This is a genomic window from Rhizobium sp. BE258 (assembly GCF_031457345.1).
GTDB lineage: Bacteria > Pseudomonadota > Alphaproteobacteria > Rhizobiales > Rhizobiaceae > Rhizobium.
Window position 1 is genome coordinate 266,488 of the sequence record NZ_JAVDWL010000001.1, and the last position, 20,096, is coordinate 286,583.

Genomic DNA, 20,096 nt, shown 5'->3' on the forward strand with positions numbered 1-20,096 from the left:
TTGCGCGGCAGTGCAGCACAGAAATATCTGCGATGTCATCTGGCTGTTAAACAAACATTCTATTAAGCTCCAGATCGGATTGCACAGCCGTGCAATGGGAGGAGACATGATGAACCAGGACGCGTTTCTGGAACTGGGTTCTGTTGCCTGCAGATATGGCAGCACAAAGGTTCTGAACGATATCAACCTCAGCATTCAGCGCGGCGAATTCGTGGCCCTTCTCGGCTCTTCCGGCTGTGGAAAGACGACGCTGCTGCGGGTGCTGGCTGGTTTCATCGCGCCCTCGTCTGGCACGGTTTCCGTGCGCCATCGCGACGTTACTCACCTGCCGCCGGACAAGCGCGGCATGGCGCTGGTCTTCCAGTCCTACGCTCTCTGGCCGCATATGACGGTGGCGCAGAATATCGGCTATGGCCTGAAACTGCGCGGCGTTGCAAAGGCGGAGATCGCCACGCGCGTCGTCGCGATGCAGAGCCTGCTCGGCCTCGACGGGCTTGGCGCACGAAAGCCCGCGGCACTGTCAGGCGGCCAGCGCCAGCGCGTCGCCCTTGGCCGTGCATTGGCCATCGACCCTGAGATCCTGCTGCTCGATGAGCCGCTTTCCAATCTCGACGCCCGCATTCGCCTCACGGTCCGCCACGAGCTTCGCGCGCTGCAGAAGCGTCTCGGCATCACCGCCGTCCACGTCACCCACGACCGCGAAGAGGCCATGGTGATGGCCGATCGCATCGTCATCCTCAATGCCGGAGAGATCGCCCAGCAGGGAACGCCCGAGGATGTCTACAACCGCCCGGCATCCGCCTTCGTAGCTGCCTTCATGGGCGCCGAGAACGTGCTGCCGCTGGAAGGCGTGCCGCAGGGCGACAGTTTCCACATCGCCGCAGGTCCTGCCAATGCCGCAGGCAGCGTGCCGCTGCTCGGCCGCAAGCTTGCGCCCGGCGCCATCGAGGCGCGGTTCCGGCCGGAAGCCGCCCAGCTGCTGCCGATGGACACGCCGATCGCAGCACCCGGCATGACCTTCGAGGGCGAGGTGACCGCCGTCAGCTATCCGGGCGGCCATTGGCGCCATTCCGTCAGGCTCGGCGAGCGCGAAATCATGGCCGATGCGCCACGCGCCTTCGAGCCCGGTGACCGCGTGCAGGTCCATATCGGGCCGGACGCGCTGTTTCTTTTCAATTCGCCGGAGTCCAACCCGGCCATTGCCATTTCCCGGTCCGCGGCCGGGAAAGCTCACGCATGACTTTATCTTTTTGAACCCATGGAGACATACTCATGAAGAGACTGACCTATGCAGCTTTCGCCGTCGCTCTCGCCGCCTTTCCGCTGAAGGCCGAAGAACTGACCGTTGCGACCGCTGGCGACCAGAACATGGTCGATTACATCAACCAGTATCTCGGCCCGCTTTTTGAAAAGGCCTATCCGGGCAACACGGTTCGCGCCGTCGGCACGGGCCCCGGCGACGCCGGTTCGCAGAAGATCCTCGAGCGCTTCGACGCCCAGCAGGCTGCCAACACGGCAAACTGGGATATCGACGTTGCCGTCGTCCACGAGAAGTTCGCTGGCCCGATGGTCCAGAAGGGCTATCTCGAAAAGTATCGCGGCGCGATCGACACCGGCAAGCTGGTTTCCCGCGACAACGCCAAGAACGCTCTCGGCTCCGACGTTGACGGCTATGTCATGCCGATGTTCAACAGCCAGACAGCGATTGCATACAACCCGGCTCTCGTTCCGAACCCGCCGAAGAGCTACACCGAGCTCGCAGCTTGGGCGAAGGAACATCCGAAGCAGTTCGGCTATAACGGCATCAAGGGCGGCGCTTCGGGCGTCAGCTTCGTCATGGGCTGGATCTACGCCTTCGGCGGCGGCGATGCTGCCAACCTGATGACCGGCCCGTTCAAGCAGGACGAGACCACCAAGTGGGGCGATGCCTTCAAGAGCCTCGCCGACTTCACCAAGAACGCAACGCTGACGCCTGGCAACGCCGGCACGCTCGACCTACTCTCGCGCGGCGAAATCGCCATGGGCCCAGTCTGGGTCGACATGTTCTACTCCTGGCAGGCCAATGGCCAGCTGCCGCCGGAACTGAAGCTGGTTCTGCCGGCTCCGGGCATGCCGGGCCAGCCGATGCACTATGTCGTTCCGGCCAAGGCATCGCATAAGGACCTCGCCGAGAAGTTCATCGCGCTCGCCACCAGCCCCGAAGTCCAGGCCGACGGCATCGTGAAGAAGTTCAACTGGTATCCGGGTATCGACGCCCAGTTCGTCAAGCCGAAGCTCGACGACGCCACCTGGAACAAGCTGTTCGTCGACATCACGCCTGAAGACCTCGCCACCAAGGGCAAGCCTTTCCCGATCGCGCCCTACAACACCGCGATCCTCGAAGCCTACGAGCAGTCTGTGAAGTAAGCCAAACCGCTCCCTGCCGGAAACGGCGGGGAGCACCTTTCCGAAGCGAGGTCAAACGATGTCCAGACGCCTGCTCGGTCTCTTGCTCGTGCTTCCGGCACTGGCGGTGATTGCCTTTCTCTTCATCCTGCCGCTGGTCATGTCGGCGGTTGGCGCCTTTCGTATCGAAGGCGGCGGGTTCGGCTGGGACAATTTCTACAAGACCTTCGATCTCTACACCAAGGACATCATCTTTTCGGTGGTGATCATCACCATCTCGACCATCCTGATCGGCCTCGCCTCGATCGCCATCGGCGGCTATCTCACGCTCGGCGAGCATCCAGTCGCCGTTGCCATCCTGCGCTGGCTCTATCGCTGGCCGATGTTCATTCCCTTCATCGTCGTTGGCCAGATCCTGCGCACGTTCCTCGCCAAGAGCGGGCTGATGAACAGCACGCTGATCAGCCTCGGGCTGCTGACGCCGATCGACGCCCAAAGCTATCTCGACTGGCGCGGTATCGTCATTGCCTTCGTCTGGAAACAGACGCCGTTCGTGACACTGCTGGTTGCCGGCGCCATGGCCTCCGTCAATCGCGACACGATCGAGGCCGCGCGCAATCTCGGCGCTTCGCGCCTGCGCCTGCTCTTTGAAATTCTCGTGCCGCAGGTGTCGGTGACGCTGACCGTCGGCCTGATCCTGTCTTTCGTCACCATGATGTCCGTTCTCTCGGTACCGCTGATGATCAACGCGCAGTCGCCGACCATGCTGACGGCCGACATCGCCTTCCGCGTCAACGCCTATGGTGACTATGGCGTCGCCAATGCCCTCGGCCTCGTCTCGCTGGTGCTCGCCTCGTCGGTCGCCTGGATCTACCTGCGCCAGAGCCTGAAGGAGCGCGCATGACCCTCGCCACGCTTTCCCCTTCGCAATCACAAGCGAGCCCGCTCTCGGCACTCTGGTGGATCCCGCGCGGCATCATCTTCGGCCTGATGGCCTTCTTCATCTTTGGGCCGCTGGCAAACCTGCTGCTCTGGACAGTCGCCGAGAAATGGTACTTCCCGCACAGCCTGCCGCTGCAATACGGCTTCAGCAGCTGGGCCAAGGTGTTCGCGCCGCGCGGCGGCGCGCTGGAATCGCTGACCAATTCGCTCATCGTCGCCGTGCTGACCGTCGTGGTTTCGTTGCTGCTGGCGATCCCTGCCGGTTACGCGCTGGCGCGGCTGAAACTGCCTTTCCGGGCGCTGATCCTGCTGGCCTTCCTCATTCCTCAGGCGTTTCCGAACCTGACAGTCTATGTGAACGTCGCCCGCATCTTCTACGAGATCCGCCTCAATGGCACGATCCTTGGCGTCGTTCTCGTCCATGCCTCGCATGGTCTGGTCTACGCCGTCTGGATTGCCACGGCCGCCTTCTCGGCGATCGACGAGGAGCTGGAACAGGCGGCGCGCTCGGCCGGCGCGAGTGCCATGCGTGCCTTCATGGATATCACCTTGCCGCTCGCCGCACCCGGACTGATGGCCAGCGCCATCTTCGTCTTCCTCGAAAGTCTCGATGAATTTACCGGAAGCTATTTCGTCGGCGCACCGGATGTGAACATGCTGCCGCTTCTGCTGTATACTGCAGGTTCGGGCGGTAATTATCAGATCGCCTCGATCACTGCCCTCTTGCTGCTTATTCCTTCCTTGGTCTTTATGTTTATCGTCGAGCGATTCCTGAAGGCAGACGTCCTTTCACGCGTGGGGCATTGAGAGATTGTCATGAATGACGGCCCGATCAACGACGCCAAGAACCAGCGCAAGGAGCGGATGCGCTTCGTCAGCGCCGAACAGGTGGCGCAGCTTGCCGGCGTCTCGCGATCGGCGGTTTCGCGCACCTTCACGCCGGGCGCCAGCGTGGCGCCGCTGACGCGCGAGAAGGTACTGAAGGCAGCCGACGAGCTCGGTTATCAGGTCAACGACCTGGCGCGCGGCGTGCTTGCCAACCAGAGCCGGCTTGTCGGCATCGTTGCGACACGGCCGGAAGTCGGCTTCCGGGCCCACCTTGCGGCGGCCTTGTCGAAGGCGCTGATCCAGCGCGGCAGCATTCCGATCCTGATCAACACCGGTCAGACCGAAGAGGAAATGCTGGCCGCCCAGAAGATGCTGATTGGCCACCGCGCCGAGGCAACGATCATCCTCTCGGGCTCGCCGCCGGCCAATTTCGTCGAGCTGGCGCATCGCAACGGCCAGCCGCTGGTGGTGATCGGCCGCTCCGAGCCGGATGCCGACCACGTGCGCGCGGGCAACTCCGAAGCATCGCGCAAAGCGGCCAATGCCTTCTTCGAAAAGGGCCGCCGGAAGCTTGCCGTCGCCGCATCCTTCTCGGCGACCTCGAGCATCGCCGAGCGCGAGAACGCCTTCAGAACCGCCGCCGAAGCGCTGGGGGCAACCGTCACCATCGGCCGCGGCAAGGATTCCGACTATGACAGCGGCATTGCCGCCGCCAGGCAGCTTTTCGCGCGTCCGGACGACCATCCCGACGCCGTCTATTGCGCCAACGACCAGATCGCCTTCGGGCTGATGGATTATGTACGCACCACACTCGGCCTGCGCATCCCCGAGGATGTCGCCGTCATCGGCTTCGACGATGTTCCCGAAGCCGCCTGGCTGAGCTACCGGCTGACGACCTTCCGCCAGGACCCTGTCGTCATGGCGCAACGCGCTGTCGAGCTCGTGGAAAAACGGCTGGCCAATCCCGACCTTCCTCCCGCCTATGAGCGGGTCATCCCGGAGCTGATCGTCCGCGACAGCTTCGTTCCCTGACCCAGAAAGATCCCCATGCCCTGCGAATTCCCCGATGATCCGCGCTTCGTGCTGGCGCGGGAGGTGATCCTCGAAGCCGCGGCAAAGGCGCTCGCCTACTTTGCCGACCTGGCTTCGCTGGAAAGCAGCCAGAAGCTCAACGGCCAGGATATCGTCAGCGAGGCCGACAAGGCGGTCGAAGCGCTGATCCGCACACGCATTGCCGCCGCCTTTGCCGATGATGGCGTGCTCGGCGAGGAAGAGGGCTTGAGCGAAGGCCCATCTGGCTTCCTCTGGGTGGTCGATCCGATCGACGGCACCAGCTGCTTCGTCAACGGCCTCGATCAATGGTGCATATCGATCGCCGTCATGAAGGGCACCGAGACGGTGCTCGGGCTGATCTGCCAGCCGTCGACAGGCGATCTCTTCGTTGCCAAGCAAGGCGCTGGCGCGCAGCTCAACGGGCGGCCGATGCAGGTGACCGGTACCGGCAGCATCTCGACCGGCCTGCTCGGCGTCGGCGCCAATTTCCGCATTCCGCTCCGGCAGGTGTCTGTCTTCATCGAGCTGCTTCTGGAAGCGGGCGGCATGTTCATCCGCAATGGTTCGGGCGCGCTCATGCTGGCACAGGTCGCCAGCGGGCGGCTGGCTGGATATTACGAGCCGCATATCAACGCCTGGGATTGCGCAGCTGGCCTGTTGATGATCCGCGAAGCCGGTGGCTGGACGGCGGACTTTCCGGGTGAAGGCGGAACGCTGCTGACCGGCGGCCCCGTCATCACCGCGGCGCCGCAGATGCGCGATGAACTGCTTTCGCTTATCACTCGTTCGCTTGCAAATGCCGAGGCTGCCGCATGAAGCTCATCCACATTTCCGATTTCCATCTGGTTTCCGCCGGGGAAACGCTGCTTGGCCTCGATCCGGCCGCCCGCATGGATGCGTGTCTTTGCGACGTCGAGCAGTTTCACCCGGACGCCTCGCTCGTCGTCGTATCAGGCGATCTTTCGGAGACCGGTGGCGCCGAGACCTACCAAATCCTGAAGGCCCGCGTTCAGCGCTCGCCGCTGACCATCCGGCTGATGCTCGGCAATCACGATATCCGCGAGAATTTTGCTGCAGCTTTCCCGGATCAGATGGTCGAAAACGGCTTTGCCCAGGCAGCGATCGATCTCCCCGAGGGCCGGGTGATCACGCTCGATACGCTCGACGACGACAAGGTGACCGGAAGGCTTTGCGCTGTGAGGCTGGCCTGGTTCAAGGAAAAACTCGATGAAGCCAGCGACCGGCCGGTCTACCTCTTCATGCATCATCCGCCTGCCAAGGTGCATCTGCCTGCTCTCGACCTCTTCGGGCTTGCCGAACCGGAGCCGTTCTTCGAGCTACTGAAGAGCCATGGCAATGTGCGCCACATCTTTGCAGGCCACCTGCACCGGCTGATCACCGGGAACTGGCAGGGCATCCCCTTCACCATCCTGCGCAGCACCAACCACCAGACGGCGCTCGACTTCGTTTCACCGAAGACGACGAACTGCTTCGAGCCGCCGGTCTATTCGATCATCCTCGCCGACCCGGATTCGCTCATTATTCATATCCACCAATTCGCCGATTGACGGCGGTAACGCTTTCCGGAAACGTTTTCCTGTGGCAAGAAGAGGGTTCTACGGGCTTTGATCGAGGAGGAAGATCGCCTGATATGAAAGGGATCCGACAACTTGCAAAGCATCTCGACATTTCGATCGGAACGGTTTCCCGCGCGCTGAACGGCAAGCCCGATGTGAACGAGGAAACCCGCAAGCGCGTGCTCGCCGCCGCCGAGGAGCTTGGCTATGTCGCCAACCAGTCCGGCCGCAGCCTGCGTCAGGGAACGACCAACGCGATCGGCTTGATGATCGAATCCAGCAAGGAGACCGTCGAAAATAGCGACGACTTCTTCCTCGGCGTCACCGGCGGTCTGCAGAGCGTCCTGGCACGGCACAAGCTCGACCTCGTCATGCTGCCCTGCCCCAATGACGAAGACCCCTACGAATATCTGAAGCGCATGGTGGCGCGCCGCGTCGTCGATGCGATGATCATCTCGGCAACACAGCGGATCGACAAGCGCATCGATTTGCTGGTCAAGGCCAAGATCCCCTTCGTCAGCCTCGGCCGCAGCTCGTCGGGCGGCAACTACCCGTGGATCGACCTTGATTTCGAAGGCGTCGCGACGTCGGCCGTCGACCGGCTGGTTGCCAAGGGGCACCGCAAGATCGCCATCGCCGCACCGTCAAACGACATCAACCTCGGCTACATCTTCGTCGATTCCTACCGGCGGGCGCTGGAGCGGCATGGCATCAAATACGATCCCAATCTCGTCATCCGGGTGAAATCGAGCGAACAGGGCGGCTATCAGGCGGGCCATGAGCTCCTGCTGCTCGACAGCAAACCGACAGCCATCATCCTGATCTATGAGCTGATGGCATTCGGGCTGTATCGCCGGCTGGTCGAAGCGGGTGTGATTCCCGGCCGCAACCTCGCCATCATCGGCTTCCGCGAAGAGCCGCGCGGACGGTTCCTGCAGCCGTCACTGACCTGCTTCCGCATGTCGCTGCGCGATCTCGGCGTCGAACTCGCCGAGACCCTGCTTGCGACCATGCCAGCCTACGCGGAATCCTATCCGGAGGGAGCCCGCAACACGATCTGGCCACTGGAGCTGGTGCCCGGCGAAAGTGACGCGTTCTCGCTCACGTCCTGACCGTACCCTGGGTATTCTCGTGGTCCTTGCGGGCGATCAGCTGCGTCACGAGGAAGACGAGTAGACCGCCTGCCGCCAGGCAGATCGCGAGGAAAATCATCGGTGCGATCGTGCTGCCCGTGCTGTCCTTGATCCAGGGCACGACGTTCTGGGCCACGAAGCCGCCGAGATTGCCGACCGAATTGATGGCGGCGAGACCGGCTGCGGCCCCCGCCCCTTTCAGGAAGCGCGACGGCAGGCTCCAGAATACCGGCTGCGGCGCAAAGATGCCGGCTGCGGCAACGCAGAGGAAGGCGAATTGCAGCGTGTTGTTGGGGATCAGCGCCGATAGCAACAGGCAGGCCGCACCGATAAAGGCCGGGATGACGATATAGGGCGTTTTCGACGATGCCTTGTCAGCCATGGCAGGCACGGCATAGAGCGCGACCGCAACCAGGATCCACGGGATGACATTGATGAAACCGTTGACCGTGTTGGTGACGCCGAAGCCATGGACGATGGTCGGCAGCCAGTAGCTGAGACCATAGGCGGCCAGGGGGAATGCCACGTAGCAGAGTGACATCAACAGCACGCGCGGATCGATCAGCGCCTTGAAGCCGTTCTCGGCATTCTTGTCCATGCCGGCATTTTCGCTGTCGAGCCGGTTCTGCAGCCAGCTCTTTTCGTCGCTGCTCAGGAACGTCGCGGTCTGCGGATTGCCCGGGAGGTAGAAGAAGGTGACGATACCCGCGATGACGGCCGGAACACCCGTCGCCAGGAAAACCCATTCCCAGCCGGCGTAGCCATAGAGGCCATCGAGATCGAGCAGCATGCCGCCGAGCGGCGCGCCGACGGCGTTTGCCAACGCACTGAAGATCATGAACAGCCCGACCATCCGGCCGCGATAATCCGCCGGGAACCAGAGCGTCAGCAGATAGAGCACGCCCGGGAAAAAGCCCGCCTCGCAGACGCCGAGCAGGAAGCGCAGGATGTAGAACATCGTCGCGTTCTGCGTATAGGCGAGCGCGATGGTGACGATGCCCCAGGAAACGAGAATACGCGCGAACCAGATGCGGGCGCCGAGCTTGTTGAGAAACAGGTTACTGGGAACTTCGAACAGGAAATAGCCGATGAAGAACAGCGAGGCGCCGAGGCCATAGGCATATTCGCTCATGCCGAGATCACCGACCATCTGCAGCTTGGCGAAACTGACATTCTGGCGGTCGATATAGGCGATGAGATAGAGGATGCCGAGGAACGGCATCAGGCGCCAGGTGATCTTGGAGATCAATTCCCGTTCGCTGACCATACTTGCTTCTCCGAAATGATATTGCTCAGCAGGTACTTATGGCCCGGCCTGGGATTATCAATCGAACGTTGCACATATCAGTGCCGCCGCGCCGCCGGAGCGGCGCGGCAATGGTTTATTCGGCGGCGGCCACAGCGGCACGGCGGCCGATGGTTGCCTGAGTCACGGCAAAGGCCAGGAAAGCACAGATGGCGATACCGCCGGCCATCGGCAGCGCGGTGCCATCGGCAACCAGGCTTGAGAAGACCATGGCGACCGCCGAGATGACGAAATGCAACGTGCCCATCAGCGACGAGGCGGTGCCGGCGATCTCGCCGTGATCCTCAAGCGCCAGGACCGCGCTGGTCGGAATAACGAGTCCGAGGAAGCCGTATCCGGCGAACAGGAACACTGCCATGACAGGAAGCTGGGCGAGGCCGGCGGCCATCACGGCGACCATGGCGATCATCACAAGCGCGTAGGAGGTGACGGCGATGCGCATGACGCGGACAAGGCCGAACTTCTGACCGAGCCAGCCGGTTGCCTGCGACACAGCGAAGAACGACACGGCGTTGATCGAGAAGGCGAAGCTGTATTGCGTCGGCGTCAGCCCGTAATGCTCGATGAGCACGAAGGGCGAATTGGCGAGATAGACGAGGAAGCTCGAGATGCCCAGACCGCCGATGAAAGTCAGCGTCATGAAGTTGCGGTCGCGCAGAAGCATGCCGTAGGCGCGCATGGCGCCGGCGATGCTGCTTTCCTTGCGCTGGTGGGCAGGCCGCGTTTCGTCGAGCTGCGTTGCCAGCAGAAGGATACCGATGAAAGCCGCGATGGTGACGGCCCAGAACACGCCCCGCCAGCCGTAGAAGGCAATGACGGCACTGCCGGTCAGCGGGGCAAGGATCGGCGAGATCGAGAAAACCAGCATCAGCAGCGACATAAGCCGCGCTGCCTGGACGCCGGTATGCATGTCGCGGACGACTGCGCGCGGAATGACCATGCCGGCAGCGCCGCCGATGCCCTGGATAAAGCGGAAGGCGATCAGCGTTTCGATATTTTGCGCCAGCGCGCAGCCGACACTGGCGACGACGAAGATGCTGATACCGATATAGAGCGGCAGCTTTCTGCCCCACATGTCGGACAGCGGCCCATAGAGAAGCTGCGCCAGCGCAAACGAGATGAAGAAGGCAAGCAGGCTCAGCTGTGTCACGCTGTTATCGGAGTGAAGGTCCGCCCCGATGGACGGCAGAGCCGGTAGATACATGTCGATGGCAAACGGGCCGATGGCCGACAGCAGGCCGAGAATGAGCGCAGTGCGAAAGAATGGAGCGTTCATGGCGGTGATCTTTCATAAAAACGCAGCGGACGAGGCGGAAATTCACACCACCGCTTTGCTTTCGAAGGGGTTCAATTTGCGTGTCCAGAGCGGTCCATCGGCGTCTTGGGAGAAGCGCCAACGAATACGCATCAGTATGTCAATTATTTTGGACACTGGTGTAAAATTAGACAGCATTGTCTAAAACGTCAAGACGCATTACATTTACGGATATGAAAAATTCCGCGACACCCGAAAAGCGATCCGAAGGACCGACCCAGCGCGGCCAGTTCAAGAAGCGTGCATCGATCCTGGAGGCCGCGGCCGAGGTTTTCTGCCGCGAGGGTTTTGCCGGAGCGAGCGTCGACGAGATCGCCATCGAGGCCAATGTCTCGCGACAGACCGTCTATAATCACTACTGCGAGAAGGAAACGCTGTTCGTCGCCGTCGTCGAGGACGTCATGAGCCGCGCCGACCAGATGCTCTTCTCGATGCTTTCGACCTTCCCGGTCAATGCCGACAATCTGGAAGACGATCTCGTCGCCTTTTCAATTCGCATCAACAAGAACTGCTTCTGCAATCAGGACGGAAAATTCCTGCGCCGTCTGATCCAGAACGAAGGCGAGCGCTATCCGCATCTCTTCGAGACCTGGCGCCAGCAGGGACCGGGCAGGATCATTTCGGCGCTTGGGGCGCTGTTTGCACGGCTGAGTGCCGGCGGCGCTCTGAAGATCGATGATTTCGATGTCGCAGCCCGCCAGTTTCTGGCGCTCGGCAATGCGGATTTGCAATTGATGCTGCTCTTCGGACAATTGCCGACGGAATCACAGCTCGAAAGCGCAGCACGCAACGCGGTGCGGACGTTCGTTCGTGCCTACGGCACGGAAAAGCTAGCCGAACGGCCGCAACTTGCGGCCGTCAGCGGCTAATTTCAGGCAAACACCATCATCTGCGGCGGCACCGACGCCAACATGCCTGCGCGGCGCGCGACGGCATATTTCAGCGACTGTTCGACCACCGTAGGCATGACGGGCTTGCTAACGACACCAAGCGCACCCTTGACGCCGTTTGCGACGGCCTCCGGGTTGCCGGTCATGAAAACGACGGTGATGCCATGCTCTTCGGCAAGGCGGCGGCCGATTTCCGGACCTGTCGCACCATCGGACAGGTTGATGTCGACGAAAGCCACGTCTGCCAGGTGCGCAAGCTGCAACGCTTGCTCCTTGTTGGTCGCAAGTCCCGCGACTTCCATTCCCAAGTTTTCGACTGTCGCCTCAAGGTCGAGGGCGATCAGAAACTCGTCTTCTACAATCAATACTCTCTGGTTCATAACGTTATCCCGCAGCCATTTACGCACAACATTGATGGCCATGACGCCCTCTTCCGTTAACCCAAGCACGCGAAAGAACTTCATTCCGGAAGGTTGTGAGCCTCTGGAACTTGAGCAGATAACGGTGCTGGAAAGGATATGTTCCGGGCCGGGACGTATTTTTTTGAGTTTAACCCGTTGTTAACATTGATAAAATGTTGAAATTAGCTAAGCCTTTGAAATGATAGGCGGCTCAGGGTGCCGCCTGCGTGGTTATCCACAGGGCGGGATAACACTCGACAAGCCCCCAGAACCAGAACGGATCTTCCCGGTACACCTTGCGAAACCTTTGCGGAGAGTTCGAGTGCATCCGGTGATCGCCGGTCGCCGGGATCATAGCCGCGTATTGAGGCAGCGCTTTCGACAAAGCAGGCAAGCAGTGAAATCGCGCTCGGCGCGACGCGCCTTCCTGACAAAAACAGGTCCACCGGAGAGCAATTCCCTTTGGCGCGTTTCGTCTTGCCAAAAACAGCAAAAAGGCCCAATTCCAAAGCACTTATCTCATGATGACATGACAATGCGATGGCGGCTTCTGTGCGAAAACGCGACACCGCATAAGTTGTGTTGACAACGTCATCGGGGCAGCCAAGAGTGCGGCCCGATCAGCGCAGCCGCCCGGGGGGACTTGATGTCTGTACGCTCTTTCTTCGCCTTCGCCGCCATCGCCTTTTCCGCACTTGCGATCAGCCTGCCAGCCGGCGCCGCCGATGCGAAGCGCGATATCCAGACGATCAAGGATGCGGATTTCTTCGGCTTCGATCTGAGGACGGAGCAGAACGTCTCGCTTGACCAGTGCAAGAAGTCCTGCATCGGCGACAAGAGCTGCAAGGCCTTTACCTATAATCCCAAGGTCAGCTGGTGCTTCCTGAAATCCGACTTCAAGACGATGAACGCTTTCCCCGGCGCGATCGCTGGCCGGATCGTCGAGACGACGGCCGCCGCCATTCCGCAGGAGCCGGATCTGGGTGCTGCGCCGCGCCTCAACTTCCTCTCCGCTGACGTCATCCAGCAGGCCCGCGACTACAAGACGAATAACGAGCTAACCGAGGCCCAGGAAGGCCAGTCGGTCGATAATCTCACGGCGACCGCCCGCCTCGACCTGACGGCCAACAATCTCGCCGCCGCACTGGAATCCTTCCATGGCGCATTGGCGCTCACGCCGAACGACGGCGACCTCTGGCTCGAAACCGCGCGCGCCGCCAATTCGCTCGGCGGGACCGACAGCCAGGTCTTCGGCCAGGCGCAGCTCGATGCCCTGAACGCCTATGACCTGACCCGCACCGCCTCGAAGCGCGCCGACGCGCTGGCCGTGCTGGCAACCTCGCTGTCGAAGAATTCGAACTACCGTGCGGCGCTCAATGCCTACAAGGCAAGCCTGGCGCTTGTCAGCTCCAAGGAAGTCAACGACGCCTATCTGAAGCTCAAGGCCGAGCAGGGCTTCCGGATCACTGAGCATAATGTCGATGCCGACAGCGCCAATCCCCGCGCCTGCGTCACCTTCTCGGAATCCTTGGTCAAGACGACGGATTACACGCCCTTCGTGACGCTGAATGGCCAGGCGCCGAAAGCGCTCGAAGCCAAGGACAAGCAGATCTGCGTCGAAGGTCTCGTTCACGGCGAGAACTACAAGATCGTTTTCCGCTCCGGCCTGCCGTCGTCGGTCGATGAGGTGCTGGAAGCGCCTGTCAGCCTCGACATCTACGTCAAGGACCGCAGCCAGACGGTGCGTTTCACCGGTGACAGCTTCGTGCTGCCGTCCACGGCGCGCCGCGGCATTCCGCTGGTGTCTGTCAACATCCAGTCGGCGGCGCTGAAGCTCTACCGCATCGGCGATCGCGGCATCGCGCCGCTGCTGACGAATTCGCAGTTCCTGACGCAGCTCGACGGCTACAGCGCCCAGCGCATCGAGGACGAAAGCGGCGAGCTGGTCTGGCAGGGTTCGATCGACATCGCCAACGACCTGAACAAGGACGTCGTCACCAGCTTCCCCGTCGATGAGGCGCTACCGCAGCGCAAGCCCGGCGTCTACGTCCTGATCGCCTCGCCTGCCAACGCGCCCGAGAATGAATGGGACAGCAAGGCGACGCAGTGGTTCGTCGTCTCGGATGTCGGCATCACCACCTATGCCGGCACCGACGGCCTCAACGTCTTCACCCGCTCGCTGGCTTCCGCCAAGCCGATCTCGGGCGTCCAACTAACGCTGCTTGCCAAGAACAATGAAGTGCTCGGTACCGCCAAGACAGACGACAACGGCCGCGCCACTTTCACGGCCGGCCTGATGCGTGGAACGGCGGCACTGACGCCTGCTGTCATCACGGCGAAGAACGGCGATTCCGACTACGTCTTCCTCGATATGACGCGCGCTGGCTTCGACCTCTCCGACCGCGGCGTCACTGGCCGCGCTTCGCCGGGCGCGATCGATATCATGACCTTTACCGAACGCGGCATCTATCGTGCCGGCGAGACGGTGCATGCGTCAGCGCTGGCCAGAGACACCGACGGCAAGGCGATCGAGAACCTACCGCTCACCTTCGTCTTCCTGCGCCCCGATGGCGTCGAGGACCGCCGCATCGTCAAGGAAACCAGCGATCTCGGCGGCTATACCGTCGATCTGCCGGTGCAGCAGAACGCCATGCGCGGCACCTGGACGATGAACATCTACACGGATCCGAAGGGTGCTGCGATCGGCACCAAGAGCTTCCTGGTCGATGACTTCGTGCCTGATCGCACCGACATGGAGCTGAAGACCGCCGCCAAGGAAATCGGCCCGGATACGCCAGCGACAATCGAAATCAACGGCAAGTATCTCTATGGCGCACCGGCTGCCGGGCTCACGCTCGAAGGCGACGTCGTGCTGAAGCCGACCCGCGAAAGCGCTGCCTTCCCCGGCTATTTCTTCGGCCTTGCCGATGAAGAAGCCTCCGAAGAAAACCGCCAGACGATCGAGGGCCTGCCCGAGCTCGATGAGAACGGCAAGGCATCGACCGATCTGACGGTCGGCGACCTGCCCGCCACCACCCAGCTTCTGAACGCCACCGTCTATATCCGCATGCAGGAACAGGGCGGCCGGGCGCTGGAGCGCTCGCTGGTGATCCCGGTCAAGAACCAGGGTCCGATGATCGGCATCAAGCCGGAATTCTCCGGTGATGTGGCCGAGAATTCCACCGCCTCCTTCAATGTCATCGGCACGACGGCCGACGGCCAGAAGCAGGAGGTGAAGGGCCTGCGCTGGAAATTCTACAATCTCGAGCGCGAGTACCAGTGGTACCGCGACGGCACGGCCTGGAAATACGAGCCTGCCTACAACGCCCGCCAGGTCGCCGACGGCGTCGTCGATGCCGGAACCGATGGCGGTAAGATTTCCGTGCCGGTCGGCTGGGGTCGCTATCGCCTCGAAGTCGAAAGCCCGGACGCCGACGGCCCGACCTCGAGCTTCGAATTCGACGCCGGCTGGTTCGTCGAGACGACCTCGACGGAGACGCCAGATGGTCTCGAAATCGCTCTCGACAAGGACAGCTACAAGGTCGGCGAAACGGCCAAGCTGAAGGTCACCTCGCGCTATGGCGGCGAGCTGATGGTCACCGCGGGTTCCGAGAACCTGGTGGCTGTGCAGAACGCCACGATGGGCGAGACCGGCGGTGAAGTCGATATTCCCGTCACCGCCGATTGGGGTGCGGGTGCCTATGTCACCGCCACTCTATTCCGCCCCGGCGACAGCCAGGACAATCACATGCCGATGCGCTCCATCGGAATCAAATGGCTGAAGGTCGATCCCGAGCAGCGGGCGCTGCAGGTCAAGGTCGATGCACCTGACAAGATGCTGCCGCGCGGGCCACTGAATATCAGTCTCGCAGTTGCCGGTGCCGGCGCCAACGAGGATGCCTATGTGACGGTTGCCGCCGTCGATGTCGGCATTCTCAACCTGACGCGCTATGAGGCGCCAAACCCCGAGGACTGGTATTTCGGCCAGCGCCAGCTCGGTCTCGAAATCCGCGACCTCTACGGCCGCCTGATCGACGGATCGCTCGGCGCAACCGGCAAGCTGCGCACCGGCGGTGACGGCGGCGCCGTGGCGCTCTCGGCCAGCCCGCCGACGCAGAAGCTCGTCGCCTTCTTCTCAGGACCGGTCAAGCTTGATGCTGAAGGCAAGGCGAATGTCAGCTTCGACATTCCCCAGTTCAACGGCACAGCCCGCGTGATGGCGGTTGCCTGGTCGAAGGACGGCGTCGGCCATGGCGTCAAGGATGTCATCATCCGCGATCCCGTCGTTGTCACCGCCAGCCTGCCGCGCTTCCTGGCGCCGGGAGACAAGGCCGAACTGCGCCTCGACATCGCCAATACCGATGCGCCAGCAGGCGACTTCAAGGTGGCGATATCAGGGAATGACGCTGTCGGCGTCGATGCCGCCTCGGCTTCCAAGACGATCCATCTCGATGCTGGCGCCAAATCCGACCTGACGCTTGCCGTGATCGGCACGCAGCCCGGCCAGGGTTCCGTCTCGATCAACCTCTCCGATGCCTCGGGCCTCTCGCTCGACCAGACTGTAGACGTGCCGGTTCGCCCGGCTTCGCTGCCGGTCACCGAGCGCCGCGTCATCGCGCTGAAACCGGGGGCCTCGTTGAAGATCGACAAGGAGCTGCTGGCCGACAGCGTGCTGCCCGGCGCCTCCGTCAGCGTGAACGTCACCCGCTCCGCCGCCTTCGATATCCCGGCGCTGCTGATGACCCTCGACCGTTATCCTTTCGGCTGCGCCGAGCAGACGACGAGCCGCGCCATGCCGCTGCTCTATCTCGGCGAACTCGCCAAGCAGGCAGGACTTGAAGACGACGCCGATGTGAAGAAGCGGGTGCAGGACGCGATCTACCGCGTGCTCTCCTACCAGGCATCCGCAGGCAGCTTCGGCCTCTGGGGACCTGACTCAGGTGACCTCTGGCTCGATTCCTACGTCACCGACTTCCTGACCCGCGCCCGCGAAGAGAAATACGACGTGCCGGATCGGGCGCTCGTGCAGGCGCTCGAGAACCTGCAGAACGCGCTCAGCTACGACGTCGACGTCAAGACGCAGGGCGACAATATCGCCTATGCGCTCTACGTTCTCGCACGCAACAAGAAGGCGGCGATCAGCGATCTGCGTTACTACGCCGACACGATGATCAACGACTTCCCGACGCCGCTCGCCAAGGCCCATATCGCCGCGGCGCTGGCGCTCTACGGCGATGCGACACGCTCGAAGAACATCTTCGTCGATGCACTGCAGATGACCGAGACGTCGATGGTCCAGCGCGTCAATCTTTCGCGCACCGATTACGGCTCGATCCTGCGCGATGGCGCGGCGATCCTCGCGCTGGCGGCTGAAAGCCGTCCGGTTCCGCCCGTCATTCCGGAGCTCGCTAAGGCCGTCGCCAAGGAGTTCAACCGCTCGAAATGGACCAGCACCCAGGAACAAGCCTGGATGCTGCTCGCGGCCCGCGCCATCCAGAGCGGTGACGATGCGCTGAAGGTCGATGTCAACGGTGCCGAACATACCGGCTCCTACATGGCGTCGATGAGCGGTGATGCGCTGCTGAACAATCCGCTGACGCTGACCAGTGGCACCAGCGACACGGTCTCCGCCGTAGTGACGACGGTTGCCGCTCCAGTGACGCCGCTACCCGCCGGCGGCGACGGCTTTGCGATCGAGCGCAGCTACTACACGCTCGCTGGCGAGGAAGCGAATGTCAGCGAAGCCAAGCAAAACGAGCGCTATGTCGTCGTGCTGCATGTGACCGAAAGCAATAACTGGCCGTCGCGCATCGTCGTCACCGACCTGCTGCCGGCCGGTTTCCAGATCGACAATCCGAGCCTGGTCGATAGCGCCCAGCTGACGAATTTCGACTGGATCGGCGAGCAGACGGCCGCCCATACCGAGTTCCGCGACGACCGCTTCGTCGCGGCCTTCAACCGCTCGGAAGGCGACAACCGCGAGATCAATGTCGCCTATGTCGTGCGCGCCGTGACCCCCGGCACCTACGATCATCCGGCTGCCGTCGTCGAGGACATGTACCGGCCGCAGCTCTCGGCCCGCACCGCGACCGGCAAGATGGAGGTTGTCGCAGCACAATAATGCGGCTCTGGCACAGGCTCACCATTGCATCGGCCGCCGGCGTGATCTTCGCCGGCGCGCTGGCGCTTGGCCTCGATGCGCTCGACAAGGCCTACCCGCCGCCGCTCGATACTGCCGGGCAGGTCTCTGCCGAAGTGCTGGATGCCGACGGCCAGCTGCTGCGCGCCTTTGCAACGCCCGAGGGACGTTGGCGGTTGAAGACGGATGTGTCCGACGTCGATCCGCAATTCCTGCGCATGCTGGTCGCCTATGAGGACCGGCGCTTTTATGACCATCGCGGCATCGATCCGCTGGCGATCGGCCGGGCAGCAGTGCAGCTCGCCACCAGCGGCCGAATTGTCTCCGGCGCCTCGACGCTGTCGATGCAGGTGGCGCGGCTGATCGAGCCGCGCAGCGGCCGCTCGCTGTCGGCCAAGCTGCTGCAGGTGGTGCGCGCGATCCAGATCGAACGGCGGCTATCGAAGGAGCAGATCCTCGATCTCTATCTGACCCACGCCCCCTATGGCGGCAACCTTGAAGGTGTGCGGGCAGCAAGCCTTGCCTATTTCGGCAAGGAGCCGAAGCGGCTGACGGTGGCACAGGCCGCTCTACTCGTCGCCTTGCCGCAGCTTCCAGAAAAGCGGCGCCCCGACCGCAATCTCGCCGCGGCCGAAGCCGCGCGCAAGCGGGTGCTGGAGCGTGTCGCAGTCGCCGACGCCGTCGGTGATGGTGAAGCCGGGCGCGCCGAGGCGACGCTGGTGCCAGCGCGGCGCATGCAGTTGCCGGCGCTTGCGGCGCATGTTGCCGAAGCGGCGCTGCGCAAGGCGCCCAAAGAGCGCGAGCACAAGACGACGCTGAAGAAACAGGTTCAGGAAGGGCTGGAGCTGACCGCCAGGAACGCGGCCATGCGGCTCGGCCCGAAGCTGTCGATCGCCATGGTGATGGCCGACGCCCGCTCCGGCGAGATCGTCGGCGAGGTCGGCTCGGCCGATTATTTCGATGCCAGCCGCTCCGGCTGGATCGACATGACCCGCATCAGCCGCTCACCGGGCTCGACGCTGAAACCCTTCATCTATGGTCTCGCCTTCGAGCAGGGCCTCGTCGCCCAGGAAACCATCATCGAGGACCGTCCGGCGGATTTCTTCGGCTATAGGCCGCGCAATTTCGACATGAGCTATCAGGGCGACGTGACGATCCGCGAGGCGCTGCAGCTGTCGCTGAATGTCCCGGCCGTGAAGCTTCTCGATGCCGTGAACCCGACGCGGCTGATGGTGCGCTTCCGCCGCGCCGGGGTGCAGCCGAGCCTGCCGCCGAACGAGACGCCGGGTCTGGCAATTGGCCTCGGCGGCGTCGGCATCACGCTGAAGGATCTGGTGCAGCTCTATACGGCGCTCGCCAACAACGGCCAGCCGGTCAGGATCGGCGATGGCGTGACCGGCATTCCCGGCAAGATCGATGGCGAGCCGTTGCTGGAGCCCGTCGCCGTCTGGAACGTCGCCGATATCCTCTCCGGCGTCATTCCGCCCGCCGGCGCGCCGCAGCGCGGCATCGCCTACAAGACGGGCACGAGTTACGGCTACCGTGACGCCTGGTCGGTTGGCTATGACGGCCGCTATGTCCTCGGCGTCTGGGTCGGCCGCCCTGACAACGGTGCAGTTCCCGGCCTCACGGGATACGGCACCGCAGCCCCGATCCTCTTCGAAGGTTTCGCCAAGTCCGGCATCGCTACGACTCCGCTGCCCCATCCGCCCTCCGGCGCGATCCGCATCGCCAAGCAGGATCTGCCGGTCAGCCAGCGCCGGTTTGCGTTGAATGCCAGCGGCCTTCTGGTCAATTCGTCACGCGAGTCCGCACCGCAGATCGTCTATCCGCCCGAGGGCGCGCATGTCGATCTCGGCGCCAAGAGCGGCGATCTGTCACCGCTCGTGCTGAAGCTGCAGGGCGGCCGGGCACCATTCCGATGGCTGGCAAACGGCAAGCCGCTGCCGGATCTCTCGCGCCGCCGCACCAATCAGTGGCTGCCGGACGGCGGCGGTTATTCCAAGCTCACCGTCATCGACGCCATGGGCCGTGCGGCCAGTGTCGGCGTCTTCATCGACTGATGTCCCGATTTTTCGGCAGCGCTGTCGGAACCTGCGCCCTCGCTACGTCCTTGGATCAGAACAA

Annotated in this window: 14 protein-coding genes; 11 read left to right on the forward strand and 3 right to left on the reverse strand. The window is 62.6% G+C overall.

Going from position 1 to position 20,096, the window contains the following annotated elements; all coding sequences use genetic code 11:
* Positions 1 to 109: 109 nt before the first annotated feature.
* From J2X43_RS01380 to J2X43_RS01415, 8 genes are all read left to right on the forward strand, one after another.
* Positions 110 to 1,240, forward strand: coding sequence for an ABC transporter ATP-binding protein (locus J2X43_RS01380; RefSeq protein WP_310290239.1), 1,131 nt, complete (start codon positions 110 to 112; stop codon positions 1,238 to 1,240).
* A gap of 32 nt (positions 1,241 to 1,272) precedes the next feature.
* On the forward strand, positions 1,273 to 2,406 hold the full coding sequence (locus tag J2X43_RS01385) for an extracellular solute-binding protein (RefSeq protein ID WP_112388930.1): 1,134 nt from the start codon (positions 1,273 to 1,275) through the stop codon (positions 2,404 to 2,406).
* 58 nt (positions 2,407 to 2,464) lie between these two features.
* The gene (locus J2X43_RS01390) at positions 2,465 to 3,289 is read left to right on the forward strand and encodes an ABC transporter permease subunit (RefSeq protein WP_112388929.1); all 825 of its coding nucleotides are present in this window, start codon (positions 2,465 to 2,467) and stop codon (positions 3,287 to 3,289) included.
* On the forward strand, positions 3,286 to 4,134 hold the full coding sequence (locus tag J2X43_RS01395) for an ABC transporter permease subunit (RefSeq protein WP_310290242.1): 849 nt from the start codon (positions 3,286 to 3,288) through the stop codon (positions 4,132 to 4,134). Before J2X43_RS01390 ends, J2X43_RS01395 begins: the two co-directional genes overlap by 4 nt.
* 9 nt (positions 4,135 to 4,143) lie before the next feature.
* Complete coding sequence (locus tag J2X43_RS01400; protein ID WP_310290243.1) at positions 4,144 to 5,187, forward strand: LacI family DNA-binding transcriptional regulator; 1,044 nt, start codon at positions 4,144 to 4,146, stop codon at positions 5,185 to 5,187.
* 15 nt (positions 5,188 to 5,202) lie between these two features.
* Positions 5,203 to 6,024 carry an inositol monophosphatase gene (locus J2X43_RS01405; protein WP_310290246.1) on the forward strand — a complete coding sequence of 274 codons (822 nt, stop codon included), beginning with the start codon at positions 5,203 to 5,205 and terminating at the stop codon, positions 6,022 to 6,024.
* Positions 6,021 to 6,776 (forward strand): phosphodiesterase, encoded by a 756-nt coding sequence (locus J2X43_RS01410; protein ID WP_310290249.1) that lies wholly within the window; start codon positions 6,021 to 6,023, stop codon positions 6,774 to 6,776. Before J2X43_RS01405 ends, J2X43_RS01410 begins: the two co-directional genes overlap by 4 nt.
* 83 nt (positions 6,777 to 6,859) lie before the next feature.
* On the forward strand, positions 6,860 to 7,897 hold the full coding sequence (locus J2X43_RS01415; protein ID WP_112388925.1) for a substrate-binding domain-containing protein: 1,038 nt from the start codon (positions 6,860 to 6,862) through the stop codon (positions 7,895 to 7,897).
* Here the strand turns inward: J2X43_RS01415 and J2X43_RS01420 are convergent.
* On the reverse strand, positions 7,887 to 9,185 hold the full coding sequence (locus J2X43_RS01420) for an MFS transporter (RefSeq protein ID WP_310290254.1): 1,299 nt from the start codon (positions 9,183 to 9,185) through the stop codon (positions 7,887 to 7,889). The genes J2X43_RS01415 and J2X43_RS01420 overlap by 11 nt on opposite strands.
* 115 nt (positions 9,186 to 9,300) lie before the next feature.
* Complete coding sequence (locus J2X43_RS01425) at positions 9,301 to 10,500, reverse strand: multidrug effflux MFS transporter (protein WP_310290256.1); 1,200 nt, start codon at positions 10,498 to 10,500, stop codon at positions 9,301 to 9,303.
* Between the two features lie 176 nt (positions 10,501 to 10,676).
* On the opposite strand from J2X43_RS01425, the gene J2X43_RS01430 reads away from it, so the two are divergent.
* Entirely contained in the window at positions 10,677 to 11,408 is a 732-nt protein-coding gene (locus J2X43_RS01430) for a TetR/AcrR family transcriptional regulator (protein WP_310290259.1), read from the forward strand.
* A gap of 2 nt (positions 11,409 to 11,410) precedes the next feature.
* Here J2X43_RS01430 and J2X43_RS01435 read toward each other — a convergent pair whose 3' ends face one another.
* Positions 11,411 to 11,851 (reverse strand): response regulator, encoded by a 441-nt coding sequence (locus tag J2X43_RS01435; protein ID WP_310290261.1) that lies wholly within the window; start codon positions 11,849 to 11,851, stop codon positions 11,411 to 11,413.
* 625 nt (positions 11,852 to 12,476) lie between these two features.
* Here J2X43_RS01435 and J2X43_RS01440 point away from each other — a divergent pair.
* A complete protein-coding gene (locus J2X43_RS01440; RefSeq protein WP_310290264.1) occupies positions 12,477 to 17,951 on the forward strand; it encodes an alpha-2-macroglobulin family protein in 5,475 nt (1,824 codons plus the stop codon).
* A complete protein-coding gene (gene pbpC / locus J2X43_RS01445; protein ID WP_310290265.1) occupies positions 17,951 to 20,032 on the forward strand; it encodes a penicillin-binding protein 1C in 2,082 nt (693 codons plus the stop codon). The genes J2X43_RS01440 and pbpC overlap by 1 nt, the downstream gene beginning before the upstream one ends.
* The last annotated feature ends 64 nt before the right edge of the window (positions 20,033 to 20,096 follow it).

Excerpts from the sequence above, each read along its gene's own strand:
- J2X43_RS01380 (WP_310290239.1), top strand. The coding sequence starts at position 110 with ATGAACCAGGACGCGTTTCTGGAACTGGGTTCTGTTGCCTGCAGATAT.
- J2X43_RS01385 (WP_112388930.1), top strand. The coding sequence starts at position 1,273 with ATGAAGAGACTGACCTATGCAGCTTTCGCCGTCGCTCTCGCCGCCTTT.
- J2X43_RS01390 (WP_112388929.1), top strand. The coding sequence starts at position 2,465 with ATGTCCAGACGCCTGCTCGGTCTCTTGCTCGTGCTTCCGGCACTGGCG.
- J2X43_RS01395 (WP_310290242.1), top strand. The coding sequence starts at position 3,286 with ATGACCCTCGCCACGCTTTCCCCTTCGCAATCACAAGCGAGCCCGCTC.
- J2X43_RS01400 (WP_310290243.1), top strand. The coding sequence starts at position 4,144 with ATGAATGACGGCCCGATCAACGACGCCAAGAACCAGCGCAAGGAGCGG.
- J2X43_RS01405 (WP_310290246.1), top strand. The coding sequence starts at position 5,203 with ATGCCCTGCGAATTCCCCGATGATCCGCGCTTCGTGCTGGCGCGGGAG.
- J2X43_RS01410 (WP_310290249.1), top strand. The coding sequence starts at position 6,021 with ATGAAGCTCATCCACATTTCCGATTTCCATCTGGTTTCCGCCGGGGAA.
- J2X43_RS01415 (WP_112388925.1), top strand. The coding sequence starts at position 6,860 with ATGAAAGGGATCCGACAACTTGCAAAGCATCTCGACATTTCGATCGGA.
- J2X43_RS01420 (WP_310290254.1), bottom strand. The coding sequence starts at position 9,185 with ATGGTCAGCGAACGGGAATTGATCTCCAAGATCACCTGGCGCCTGATG.
- J2X43_RS01425 (WP_310290256.1), bottom strand. The coding sequence starts at position 10,500 with ATGAACGCTCCATTCTTTCGCACTGCGCTCATTCTCGGCCTGCTGTCG.
- J2X43_RS01435 (WP_310290261.1), bottom strand. The coding sequence starts at position 11,851 with ATGGCCATCAATGTTGTGCGTAAATGGCTGCGGGATAACGTTATGAAC.
- J2X43_RS01440 (WP_310290264.1), top strand. The coding sequence starts at position 12,477 with ATGTCTGTACGCTCTTTCTTCGCCTTCGCCGCCATCGCCTTTTCCGCA.
- pbpC (WP_310290265.1), top strand. The coding sequence starts at position 17,951 with ATGCGGCTCTGGCACAGGCTCACCATTGCATCGGCCGCCGGCGTGATC.